The sequence below is a fragment of the Rhodococcus sp. BL-253-APC-6A1W genome (assembly GCF_012843405.1).
In the GTDB taxonomy this organism is placed as follows: domain Bacteria; phylum Actinomycetota; class Actinomycetes; order Mycobacteriales; family Mycobacteriaceae; genus Rhodococcus.
Window position 1 is genome coordinate 145,501 of the sequence record NZ_JABAFB010000011.1, and the last position, 11,909, is coordinate 157,409.

General features: G+C 64.8%; 13 protein-coding genes. 12 read left to right on the forward strand and 1 reads right to left on the reverse strand.

Annotated elements, in window-relative coordinates; translation table 11 throughout:
- The first annotated feature begins 4 nt into the window (after positions 1-4).
- The 11 genes from HF877_RS17705 to HF877_RS17755 all read left to right on the forward strand — a co-directional run bounded on the left by HF877_RS17705 (position 5) and on the right by HF877_RS17755 (position 9,584).
- Positions 5-1,207 carry an MraY family glycosyltransferase gene (locus HF877_RS17705; protein ID WP_169622501.1) on the forward strand — a complete coding sequence of 401 codons (1,203 nt, stop codon included), beginning with the start codon at positions 5-7 and terminating at the stop codon, positions 1,205-1,207.
- Positions 1,208-1,218: 11 nt separating this feature from the next.
- Positions 1,219-1,698, forward strand: a complete 480-nt coding sequence (locus tag HF877_RS17710; protein WP_169622502.1) for a hypothetical protein — start codon at positions 1,219-1,221, stop codon at positions 1,696-1,698.
- A gap of 260 nt (positions 1,699-1,958) precedes the next feature.
- Positions 1,959-2,807, forward strand: a complete 849-nt coding sequence (gene atpB, locus HF877_RS17715; protein WP_174555795.1) for a F0F1 ATP synthase subunit A — start codon at positions 1,959-1,961, stop codon at positions 2,805-2,807.
- A gap of 92 nt (positions 2,808-2,899) precedes the next feature.
- The gene (locus tag HF877_RS17720; protein ID WP_072700316.1) at positions 2,900-3,151 is read left to right on the forward strand and encodes an ATP synthase F0 subunit C; all 252 of its coding nucleotides are present in this window, start codon (positions 2,900-2,902) and stop codon (positions 3,149-3,151) included.
- A 13-nt stretch (positions 3,152-3,164) separates the two neighbouring features.
- Entirely contained in the window at positions 3,165-3,728 is a 564-nt protein-coding gene (locus HF877_RS17725; protein ID WP_169622503.1) for a F0F1 ATP synthase subunit B, read from the forward strand.
- 5 nt (positions 3,729-3,733) lie between these two features.
- On the forward strand, positions 3,734-4,549 hold the full coding sequence (locus tag HF877_RS17730; protein ID WP_169622504.1) for a F0F1 ATP synthase subunit delta: 816 nt from the start codon (positions 3,734-3,736) through the stop codon (positions 4,547-4,549).
- Positions 4,550-4,609: 60 nt separating this feature from the next.
- A complete protein-coding gene (gene atpA, locus HF877_RS17735; protein WP_169622505.1) occupies positions 4,610-6,253 on the forward strand; it encodes a F0F1 ATP synthase subunit alpha in 1,644 nt (547 codons plus the stop codon).
- A gap of 48 nt (positions 6,254-6,301) precedes the next feature.
- Positions 6,302-7,279 (forward strand): F0F1 ATP synthase subunit gamma, encoded by a 978-nt coding sequence (locus tag HF877_RS17740; RefSeq protein WP_169622506.1) that lies wholly within the window; start codon positions 6,302-6,304, stop codon positions 7,277-7,279.
- Positions 7,280-7,285: 6 nt separating this feature from the next.
- A complete protein-coding gene (gene atpD / locus HF877_RS17745; RefSeq protein WP_072700323.1) occupies positions 7,286-8,734 on the forward strand; it encodes a F0F1 ATP synthase subunit beta in 1,449 nt (482 codons plus the stop codon).
- Between the two features lie 6 nt (positions 8,735-8,740).
- Positions 8,741-9,106, forward strand: a complete 366-nt coding sequence (locus HF877_RS17750) for a F0F1 ATP synthase subunit epsilon (protein WP_296550078.1) — start codon at positions 8,741-8,743, stop codon at positions 9,104-9,106.
- A 55-nt stretch (positions 9,107-9,161) separates the two neighbouring features.
- Positions 9,162-9,584: a DUF2550 domain-containing protein gene (locus HF877_RS17755; RefSeq protein ID WP_169622507.1), complete on the forward strand. Its 423-nt coding sequence runs from the start codon at positions 9,162-9,164 to the stop codon at positions 9,582-9,584.
- Positions 9,585-9,594: 10 nt separating this feature from the next.
- Here HF877_RS17755 and HF877_RS17760 read toward each other — a convergent pair whose 3' ends face one another.
- Entirely contained in the window at positions 9,595-10,167 is a 573-nt protein-coding gene (locus tag HF877_RS17760) for a cob(I)yrinic acid a,c-diamide adenosyltransferase (protein WP_169622508.1), read from the reverse strand.
- A gap of 57 nt (positions 10,168-10,224) precedes the next feature.
- Here HF877_RS17760 and murA point away from each other — a divergent pair, with 57 nt between their 5' ends.
- Positions 10,225-11,505, forward strand: coding sequence for a UDP-N-acetylglucosamine 1-carboxyvinyltransferase (gene murA, locus HF877_RS17765; protein ID WP_169622509.1), 1,281 nt, complete (start codon positions 10,225-10,227; stop codon positions 11,503-11,505).
- The last annotated feature ends 404 nt before the right edge of the window (positions 11,506-11,909 follow it).

Genomic DNA, 11,909 nt, shown 5'->3' on the forward strand with positions numbered 1-11,909 from the left:
GCACGTGACTTCAGCCGACTCGGTCGTACTGCTCGCGCAAGCGGGACGTGGCGCGGGCGTACCCATCAGGGAACTGCTTCTGGTGCTTCTCACCTCTGCGGTGGTGACCTTTCTCGCCACCGGAGTGGTCCGGATCCTGGCGATCAAGCTCGGTGCGGTGGCGATCCCTCGCGATCGTGACGTGCACGTCACTCCGACGCCGCGTCTGGGCGGGGTCGGGATGTACATCGGACTCGTGGCGGGCATCGTCTTCGCGCAGCATCTGCCGGCGCTGACCAGAGGTTTCGAGTACACCACCGAGATGGGTGCCGCGCTGGTGGCGGCGTCGATCATCGTGCTCGTGGGCATCATCGACGACCGGTGGGGACTCGACGCCCTCACCAAGTTCGTGGGGCAGGTGACCGCTGCCGGGGTGCTGGTGGTGATGGGCGTGAGCTGGATCGTGATCTACGACCCCTTCAGCGGTTCCACGCTCGTGCTCGACCAGCTGCAAGGGGGACTCATCACGGTCGCGGTGGCCGCCGTGATGATCAACGCGATGAACTTCGTCGACGGCCTCGACGGTCTCGCGGCCGGTCTCGGACTGATCGCCGCGGTCGCGATCTGTGTGTTCTCGGTGGGACTGCTGCTCGATCAGGGCGGAGACGTCTCGGCGTATCCGCCGGCGCTGATCGCGGCCGCGCTGGCGGGGGCGTGCCTGGGGTTCCTGCCGTTCAATTTCCAGCCCGCGAAGATCTTCATGGGGGACTCGGGCTCGATGTTGATCGGCCTGATGCTCGCGGCCATCTCGACCAGCGCGTCGGGCCGAATTCCCCTCAGTGCCTATGGTTCCCGCGACCTTCTCGGTCTCCTGTCGCCGCTCATCCTGATCGGCGCTGTCATGTTCATCCCGATTCTCGACCTCCTCCTCGCGATCGTCCGGCGCACGCGCGCCGGCGTGAGCCCGTTCAGCCCGGACAAGATGCACCTGCATCACCGGCTGTTGCAGATCGGCCATTCGCACCGGCGTGTGGTGCTGCTCCTCTACTTGTGGGTCGGTGTCCTGGCCTTCGGAGCCGTGGGTTCGTCGCTGCTCGACCGCAGGGTGGTCGTGCTGATGACCGCCGCCGGCCTGTTGTTCGCGCTCGTGGTGACCGCCGTCCCATCGCTGCGGCATCACGACGGTGACGGGGATGCACCGCCGAAGCGCTTCCGCCGGGTCCGTTAGGCTCGATTACTGTGACCTCCCCGGATCTTCCCGAACCCGAACACTCCCTGCCCACCCTGCCCGACGCGTCGGCACCCATGCGCGCGGCCGTCCGGTACGGCGTACTCGGACTGCTCGCGCTGGCCGTCGTGGCGTCGATCGTGTCCGTGCTCGTCGCGGGAACGCCCGGCCTGTGGGGAGCGCTGATCGGTGCGGCCGTCGGCGGCGGGTTCATCCTGTTCACCGCGCTCGGTGTGCTGCTGACCGCGAAACTCCCGGCGATGACCGCGGGCGCGGTACTGCTCGGAACGTGGCTACTCAAGCTGATCCTCGCCATCGTGGTGATGGCGACGCTCGATCCGCTGGACTTCTACAACCGGAACGCGCTCGTCCTGACGATCGTGCTGGCGCTGGTGATCGTGCTCGGTGCGGAAACGTACGGCGTGGTGTCCCAGCGCGCGCTCTACGTCGATCCGGAGCCGTCGGCCGGCAGCGGAAACGACGATCAGTAGTAGATACGTGTGTCAATTACCCGCGGGTAGGGTACCCACCTACGCCCTGTCGTAGAGCAGTTGGTAGTGTGGTTTTCACGAAGGTGACACTGCACGCGAGGGCCCTGGGCCGAGCACGCGGTTGTGACTTCATAGGCGGTCGTGTTCAATGACCGCCGAGTCGACGAGAGTCGCCGACACCGGCAGGACGCGGAACCGCTTCGGCGGTTCGGAACACTGGCGAATACGCGAGCCGACCTGGTCGACTTGTTGGATCGTCAATGTCCGATCGAACCGCAGACGGCAATGCCTGCGGCCGACTACGGGAGAGAGCGCTGAGCGTCACCACCTTGGCAGCCGGAGAATTCCACGCGCCGTCACTTGCTGATTTTTTCCCACCGCCAATCCTCTTCGAGGGCACCCCCTTCGAGATGGATCGACTGATGCTTATCCGCGTCGTCGTTGCACTGCTCGTCGCAGTCTTCTTCTTCTTCGCCATGCGGAGTCCGAAGATCGTGCCGCGAGGCGTGCAGAACGTCGCCGAGATCATGCTCGACTTTGTTCGTATCCACATTGCCGAGGACATCCTCGGCAAAGAGCAGGGGCGCCGGTTCCTGCCGGTGATCGTCACCATCTTCTTCTTGGTGGTCGGGCTCAACCTGACCTCGATCATCCCCTTCCTCAACATCTCGTCGAATGCGCGAATCGGCATGCCGATCGTCCTTGCTGCGCTCGCCTACATCGTCTTCAACTACGTAGGCATCAAGAAGTACGGATTCTTCCGCTACGTCAAGAGCAGCATCGTCATTCCGAACCTGCCGCCGGCTCTTCACCTTCTGGTGATCCCGATCGAGTTCGTCTCGACATTCCTGCTGCGGCCGTTCACCCTCACCATTCGTCTCATGGCGAACATGCTGGCCGGACATATCATGCTGGTGCTGTTCTTCAGCGCCACGCAGTTCTTCTTCTTCGACTCCGACGGCATCATGAGGTTCTTCGGTATCGGTTCGCTCATCGGCGGAGTCGCGTTCACCTTCTTCGAGCTTCTGGTGATCGTCCTGCAGGCCTACATTTTCGCGCTGCTCACAGCGGTGTACATCGATCTGGCGCTGCACGCCGAAGAGCATTAGCTCCCCGAACTGCACGACCTACATCTCTACACACAGACTGACTCGGTCGCCGATCCCCGGGGCCGGGCCACAAGAAAGGGAATGGAACACCAATGAGCGTTGCGCTTCAGGCAGCAGACGTCCTCGCCCAGTCGGAGACCACCATCAGTGGACTCGGTGCGGTCGGCTACGGCCTCGCTGCGATCGGCCCCGGCATCGGCATCGGCATCGTCGTCGGTAAGGCGATCGAGGGCATGGCTCGTCAGCCCGAGATGGCCGGTCAGCTGCGTACCACCATGTTCCTCGGTATCGCATTCACCGAGGCACTGGCGCTGATCGGTATCGTCGCCGGCTTCATCTTCTGATTCGACGACAACCATGGCTGACAGCATCCTGATTCTCGCGGCAGCGGAGGGGGAGACACCCAATCCCCTGCTGCCCGCGACATACGACATCGTTTGGTCGCTCGTCGCCCTGATCATCGTCGGCATCGTCTTCTGGAAGTTCGTACTTCCGATGTTCCAGAAGGTTCTCGACGAGCGTTCGGAGCTGATCGAAGGCGGCATCAAGAAGGCAGAGGAAGCTCAGGCAGAGGCTGCGGCCGCGCTCGAGCAGTATCGTGCCCAGCTCGCCGAAGCCCGTACCGAGGCGGCGCAGATCCGTGAAGAGGCCCGTACGCAGGGCCAGCAGATCATCGCCGACATGAAGGCACAGGCTCAGGAAGAGAGCGACCGCATCGTCGCTGCAGGTCACAACCAGCTGCAGGCCCAGCGCCAGCAGATCGTGGCCGAACTGCGCACCGATCTCGGACGTAGCTCGGTGGATCTCGCCGAGAAGATCATCGGCGAGACACTCGCCGACGATGTGAAGCGTGCCGGCTCGATCGATCGATTCCTCGACGAACTCGACTCCCTCAGCGCTGACTCTGCATCCGGAAAGTGAGCACCATGTACGCAGCAAGCCGTGAGGCACTCGCTCATACGCGTTCCGCGTTGCAGTCCGCCCTGGGCTCGGGTGCCGCGACTGCCGCTGCGGCTCAGGCCGGTTCCGAACTGTTCTCGGTGGTCGAGGCGCTCGACAACCAGCGGGCTCTCCGGAGCGCGCTGGCAGACGCCTCGGCCCCGGTCGCCGTTCGGGTGACGCTGGCCGAGCAGGTCTTCGGGGGGAAGGTTTCGGCCTCGACCCTCGCGACCGTCAAAGCCGCGGCGGGGCAGGACTGGTCGGCACAGTCCGACCTGACCAACTCTCTCGTCCAGCTCGGTCGTGAGGCGTTGCTGAAGGCGGCAGCGGAGCAGAACCAGCTCGACACCGTCGAGGACGAGCTTTTCCGCCTCGGACGCATCGTGGCCGGTAACCCGGACCTCGAGCGGACACTTTCCGACCGCAGCACCACGGTTACGGCCAAGCGGGAGCTGCTGTCGCGTCTGCTCTACGGCAAGGTGACCGCGATCACCGAAGCGTTGGCGGTTCATGCCGTCGGTCGGCTCCGCAAGCCGCCGGCCGAGACGCTCGACGAACTGTCGGCGCTCGCCGCAACACAGCGCGATCGTGCCGTTGCGCACGTCCGAAGCGCGGCACCCCTCGATGCGACGCAGGAAGAGCGGCTCGCCGCTACCCTGGGCCGTATCTACGGGAAGCCTGTGACGGTGCACGTCGAGGTCGATCCCGAGCTTCTCAGTGGATTGGTCGTCCGGGTGGGCGACGAGGTCATCGACGGCAGTGCTGCGGGTCGACTCGCGGCAGTGCGCAAGAGCCTCACGTAGTCCACTTCCGAACACACACATAGATCTTTCCGAAGACCTGATACCGAGAGCAGGAAGAACATGGCGGAGCTGACGATCTCCTCCGACGAGATCCGTAGCGCGATTGACAATTACACCGCGAGCTACTCCCCGGAGGCCTCCCGCGAAGAGGTCGGCGTGGTCGTCGACACCAGTGACGGCATCGCGCACATCAGCGGCCTCCCGTCGGCGATGTCCAACGAGCTGCTGGAATTCCCCGGCGGCGTTCTGGGCGTGGCCCTCAACCTCGAAGCCACCGAAATCGGTGCCGTGATCCTGGGCGACTTCCAGTCCATCCAGGAAGGCCAGGAAGTAAAGCGGACCGGCGACGTTCTGTCCGTCCCGGTCAGCGACAACTTCCTCGGACGCGTCGTGAACCCGCTCGGTCAGCCGATCGACGGCCTCGGCGACATCGAAGCCGACGAGACCCGTGCGCTCGAGCTGCAGGCCGCTTCCGTGCTGGAGCGCCAGCCGGTCGAGGAGCCGCTCCAGACGGGCATCAAGGCCATCGACGCGATGACCCCGATCGGGCGTGGCCAGCGCCAGCTCGTGATCGGCGACCGCAAGACCGGCAAGACCGCGGTCTGCATCGACGCGATCCTGAACCAGAAGGCCAACTGGGAGTCCGGCGACGCGTCGAAGCAGGTGCGCTGCATCTACGTCGCGATCGGCCAGAAGGGCTCCACCATCGCGGGCGTCAAGCAGGCCCTCGAGGAGAACGGCGCGATGGAGTACACCACCATCGTCGCAGCTCCGGCCTCCGACTCCGCCGGCTTCAAGTGGCTCGCCCCGTACACCGGTTCGGCCCTCGGCCAGCACTGGATGTACCAGGGCAAGCACGTCCTCATCGTGTTCGACGACCTGACCAAGCAGGCCGAGGCATACCGTGCCATCTCGCTGCTGCTGCGTCGCCCGCCGGGACGTGAGGCATACCCCGGTGACGTCTTCTACCTGCACTCGCGTCTGCTGGAGCGTTCGGCCAAGCTGTCCGACGCGCTCGGTGGCGGCTCGCTGACGGCACTGCCGATCATCGAGACCAAGGCGAACGACGTCTCGGCCTACATCCCGACCAACGTCATCTCCATCACCGACGGTCAGGTCTTCCTCGAGTCGGACCTCTTCAACAAGGGCGTCCGTCCCGCGATCAACGTCGGTATCTCGGTCTCCCGAGTCGGTGGCGCCGCGCAGACCAAGGGCATGAAGAAGGTCTCCGGCTCCCTGCGTCTGGAACTTGCTCAGTACCGCGAGCTCGAGGCATTCGCGACCTTCGCTTCCGATCTCGATGCCGCGTCGAAGGCGCAGCTCGAGCGCGGACAGCGGCTCGTCGAGCTCCTCAAGCAGGATCAGTACTCGCCGATCGCCGTCGAGGACCAGATCATCTCGATCTACCTTGCCGGTGAGGGTGTCTTCGACTCCGTTCCCGTCGGCGACGTCCGTCGTTTCGAGACCGAGCTTCTCGAGGATCTGCATCGCAACGCTTCGGGCGTCTACGAGCAGATCGCCGGTGGCAAGGCCCTGACCGACGAGTCGATCGAGGCACTGACCGCCGCGACCGCCAAGTTCAAGGAGGGCTTCCTCGCCTCCGACGGCAGCCGCGTCGTGAACGAGGCCGAAGCAGAGGCTCTCGGCGCCGACGAAGTGGCGCAGGAGCAGGTCTCCGTCAAGCGCACCTCCGTTCGCAAGTGAACGGGGCGGCCATGACCCAGCGTCCAGTGAAGGGAGTGTGATCGACGAATGGCGAACTTGCGTGAGCTGCGCTCGCGGATCAAGTCGGTCAACTCGACCAAGAAGATCACCAAGGCGCAGGAACTGATCGCGACGTCGCGCATCACGAAGGCTCAGGCCCGAGTGGCGGCATCGAAGCCCTACGCCGAGGAGATCACCAAGGTCCTCTCGGAGTTGGCCAGCGCGTCCTCGTCGCTGGATCACCCCCTGCTCAACGAGCGCGAGAACCCGAAGCGTGCGGCAGTGCTGGTCGTGACCAGCGACCGCGGTATGGCCGGTGGTTACAACTCCAACGTCTTGAAGGAGGCGGAGGAGCTGCGCCAGCTGCTCGTCAGCGAGGGCAAAGAGCCCGTGCTGTACGTGCTGGGCGGTAAGGGCCTGTCGTTCTACACCTTCCGTGAGCGTCCCGTCGCGGGTGCCTGGACAGGCTTCTCGCAGGAACCCCGTTACACGGATGCTGCGAAGGCGAGCCGGCACCTGGTCGAGCTGTTCATGGCCGGATCCGGTTCCGAGGTGCCTGCACCCAACGGCGAAGGCACCATCGAGGGCGTCGACGAGCTGCACATCGTCTACACCCGGTTCGTGTCCATGCTGACCCAGATCCCCGAGGTGCGTCGTATGGCGCCGCTCGAGGTGAGTGTCACCGAGGACGAGATCGAACTGGGTTCGGACATGCTGAGCGACGGTCATCGTGTATCCGAGGGACCCACGGCCGACTACAACTTCGAGCCCGAGGCGTCGACGCTTCTGTCCGCGCTTCTGCCGAAGTACGTCAGCACGCGGATCTTTGCGTCGCTGCTGGAGGCCGCAGCCTCCGAGTCGGCTGCCCGTCGTACCGCGATGAAGGCCGCGACGGACAATGCCACGGATCTGGTGAACACCCTCAGCCGTCAGGCGAATCAGGCCCGCCAGGCCCAGATCACCCAGGAAATCAGCGAGATCGTCGGCGGTGCCGGTGCGCTCGCCTCGAGTGCAGGAAGTGACTGAACCACAATGACCGCAGCAGTTACCGACAAAAACGCCGGTGCGGCGTCGGCCCTTGCCGGGCGCGTCGTCCGCGTCATCGGCGCCGTCGTCGACGTGGAGTTCCCGCGTGGCGCCGTACCCGAACTGTTCAACGCCCTGCACGCAGAGGTCACTCTGCCGTCCGTGGCGAAGACCCTGACCCTCGAGGTCGCGCAGCACCTGGGTGACAACCTGGTCCGCACGATCTCGATGCAGCCGACCGACGGTCTGGTGCGCGGCACCTCCGTCACCGACACCGGTCGCCCGATCTCCGTGCCGGTCGGCGATGTCGTGAAGGGCCACGTCTTCAACGCCCTGGGCGACTGCCTCGATGCACCCGGAACGGGTCGCGACGGCGAGCAGTGGGGCATCCACCGCAAGCCCCCGGCCTTCGACCAGCTCGAGGGCAAGACCGAAATCCTCGAGACCGGCATCAAGGTCATCGACCTGCTCACCCCGTACGTCAAGGGCGGCAAGATCGGTCTGTTCGGTGGTGCCGGTGTCGGCAAGACCGTTCTGATCCAGGAGATGATCACCCGTATCGCGCGTGAGTTCTCCGGTACGTCGGTGTTCGCCGGCGTCGGCGAGCGCACCCGTGAGGGCACCGACCTCCACCTCGAGATGGAAGAGATGGGCGTCCTCCAGGACACCGCCCTTGTCTTCGGCCAGATGGACGAGCCGCCGGGCACGCGTATGCGCGTCGCCCTGTCCGCACTGACCATGGCGGAGTACTTCCGCGATGTGCAGGGCCAGGACGTGCTGCTCTTCATCGACAACATCTTCCGGTTCACCCAGGCCGGTTCCGAGGTGTCGACCCTTCTCGGTCGTATGCCTTCGGCCGTGGGTTACCAGCCGACGCTGGCCGACGAGATGGGTGAGCTCCAGGAGCGCATCACCTCGACGCGTGGTCGCTCGATCACCTCGCTGCAGGCGATCTACGTTCCCGCCGACGACTACACCGACCCGGCGCCGGCCACGACGTTCGCGCACCTCGATGCGACCACCGAGCTCTCGCGTCCGATTTCGCAGATGGGTATCTACCCCGCTGTGGACCCGCTGACGTCGACCTCGCGCATCCTCGAGCCCGGCATCGTCGGCGCGGATCACTTCCGTGTCGCCAACGAGGTCAAGCGGATCCTTCAGAAGTACAAGGAACTGCAGGACATCATCGCCATCCTCGGTATGGACGAGCTTTCCGAAGAGGACAAGGTCACGGTCAACCGTGCCCGTCGTCTCCAGAAGTTCCTCGGCCAGAACTTCATCGTTGCCGAGAAGTTCACGGGTCAGCCCGGTTCGGTCGTGCCGCTCAGCGACACGATCGAGGCGTTCGACCGCGTCTGCAAGGGCGAGTTCGACCACCTTCCGGAGCAGGCCTTCAACAGCTGCGGTGGACTCGACGATGTCGAGGCCGCGGCCAAGAAGATCTCCGGGAAGTAGGCCGGCGTGGCTGAGATGCGCGTAGACATCGTTGCCGTCGAGGAACGTGTCTGGTCGGGAGAGGCGACTCTCGTCACCGCCCAGACCACCGAAGGCGAAATCGGCGTCATGCCCGGACACGAGCCGGTCCTCGGCCAGCTCGTCGAGGGCGGTGTCGTGTCGGTCAAGACCGCCGACGGGGAGCGTATCGTCATGGCAGTCGACGGCGGATTCCTCTCGGTGACCGCCACGACCGTGACGGTTCTTGCCGAAGCGGCCGTTCTTGCCGAAGACATCGACGTCGAGGCAGCGAAGTCGACCCTGGCCGAAAGTCAGGACGAGGCGGCAGTCGCAGCGGCCAAGGGCCGCCTGCGGGCCGTCGAACGGGCCTGATCGTCGGATACACAACGAAGAGCCGCGACGGAGCCGACAAGCAGTGTCACTCGGAATGATTGTTCTCATCATCCTTGTGGTGCTGCTTGCGGTTGCCGTCGCGGCTCTCGTTTATCGTGCCTTCTCCCTTCGGGGAGGGGGCACTGCTGCGATTCTGCGGGTTCTCCCGCGCAGTGACTGCGCCGGATGGCGCCACGGGATCATCCGCTACGGCGACGAGACGCTCGCCTTCTACAAGCTCTCGAGTCTGCGTCCCGGGCCGGATACGCGGATTTCCCGCCAGGGCATCGAGGTGCGTTCGCGCCGGCACGCCACGGCAGCGGAGACGGACATCATGACCGAGGACATCGTGATCCTCGAGATCGTCGACGGCGACGGGTCCTACGAGATCGCTCTGGACAGCGGCGCGAAGACGGCGTTCCTGTCCTGGGTGGAGTCCAGGCCGTCGGGACGCTCGCAGCGCCGCCGTCCCTACTAGATCGACCTACCTACGCGCCCGCTCCGGGCTTCCACAGGACGTCGCCCTCCGGATTGGTGACCCTGCTGAGGATGAACAACAGATCCGACAGACGGTTGAGGTACTTCGCCGGCAAGACTGTCGTGGTCTCGGGTGCGGCGTCCGCCGCAGCCCATGCCGAACGTTCCGCCCGGCGCGCCACCGTGCGAGCGGTGTGCAGGAGCGCCGCGGCCGGGGTTCCGCCCGGAAGAATGAACGAATCGAGCGGTCCCAGCTCTTCGTTGAATTCGTCGCACCACGCCTCGAGCCGGTCGATGTACGGCTCGGTGATGCGCAGCGGCGGGTACTTCGGGTTCTCCGCGATCGGCGTCGACAGATCGGCGCCCGCATCGAACAGGTCGTTCTGGATCTGCTGCAGCACGGGAACGAGCCGCTCGGGGACGGAACCGAGTGCGAGCACCACCCCGATCGCCGCGTTCGTCTCGTCGCAATCGGCGTACGCGATCAATCGCGGGTCGTTCTTCGATACCCGGGAAAAATCACTGAGGCCCGTCGTACCGTCGTCTCCGGTACGGGTATAGATCCTGGTGAGATGCACTGCCATGGCCGCCACGGTACCGGTTCCGCTGTAGAGACAGACACGACGTTAGGCTGTGTCGCTGTGAGTGAACGCTTTCTTGTCACCGGGGGAAACCGGCTCGTTGGTGATGTCGTCGTCGGTGGTGCCAAGAACAGCGTGCTCAAGCTGATGGCTGCCGCGCTTCTCGCCGAGGGCACCACGACGATTACGAACTGTCCAGACATCCTCGACGTGCCCTTGATGGCGGAGGTCCTGCGGGGTCTCGGCTGCGAGGTCGAACTCGACGGTGACGAAGTACGGATCACGACCCCCGCGCAGCCGTCGTACCACGCGGACTTCGCCGCGGTGAAGCAGTTCCGTGCCTCCGTATGTGTCCTCGGACCCTTGGTCGCGAGATGCCGCCGCGCGGTGGTCGCCCTGCCGGGCGGAGACGCGATCGGCTCCCGCCCGCTCGACATGCACCAGTCCGGTCTCCGTCTGCTGGGGGCGCACAGCACCATCGAGCATGGCTGCGTCGTTGCCGAGGCGGACGAACTGCACGGCGCGACGATCCGGCTGGCCTTCCCATCGGTGGGTGCCACCGAGAACATCCTCATGGCTGCTGTCCTCGCAAAGGGCGACACCACTATCGACAATGCCGCGCGTGAACCGGAGATCGTGGACCTGTGCACCATGCTCGTCCAGATGGGTGCCCGGATCACGGGCGCCGGGAGCACGACTCTTCGGATCTCCGGCGTTCCTGCCCTCTCGCCCACGAGTCATCGCTGCATCGGTGACCGCATCGTGGCGGCGACGTGGGGGATCGCGGCGGCGATGACGCGCGGGGATCTGACCGTGCGCGGAGTCAATCCCAAGCACCTCGCACTCGTGCTCGACAAGCTGCGGGGAGCCGGCGCCGAAGTGGCTCCGCTCGTGGACGGGTTCCGCGTGGTCCAGAGGGAGCGTCCGCGGGCGGTCAACTTCGCGACACTTCCGTACCCCGGTTTCCCTACCGATCTTCAGCCGATGGCCATCGGGCTCGCGGCGGTGGCGGACGGCACGTCGATGATCACCGAAAACGTCTTCGAGGCGCGGTTCCGCTTCGTGGAGGAGATGGTGCGTCTGGGCGCCGATGCGCGGACGGACGGACACCATGCGGTGATCCGCGGCGTGGAGGAACTGTCGAGTGCTCCGGTATGGGCGTCGGATATCCGTGCAGGGGCCGGACTGGTGCTTGCCGGGCTGTGCGCAGACGGGGTGACCGAAGTGCACGACGTCTACCACATCGATCGCGGCTACCCGAGGTTCGTGGAAATCATCCAGGAGCTGGGCGGCAACATCGAGCGGGTCGGGGCCGGCGAGCCCACTCTCCTGCGCGGATGAGGCCCGGGGTGGCATGTGTGCGGCGTCACGATTGAAGATCCCGGTCCACGGGGTAGACGCTAGGCCCGTTCACCTGGGGTTTCCTTCCCCGAATGGCTGCTGACCAGGGGATTTGCAGGGCAGTTCATCGTCGCGTAACTTAGTCCAAGTCAGAGCGACACGGACACCGACCCGGACCTGAGGGACTGGGACAACGAGGTTGGACGAAGGCGCCTGCACGTTTACACGACACACAATCTTCTGGTAAGGTTGGTGTTCGCCCCAGGGAGCCGATGAGGAACCCGGTGGGACAACAAACCCCGGATCGAACAAGTTGAGAAACTTGCAAGTGATGGTGTGTGCGTGTTCTTTGAGAACTCAACAGTGTGCCGATGAATGTCAGTGCCAATTATTTGGTGCGATCA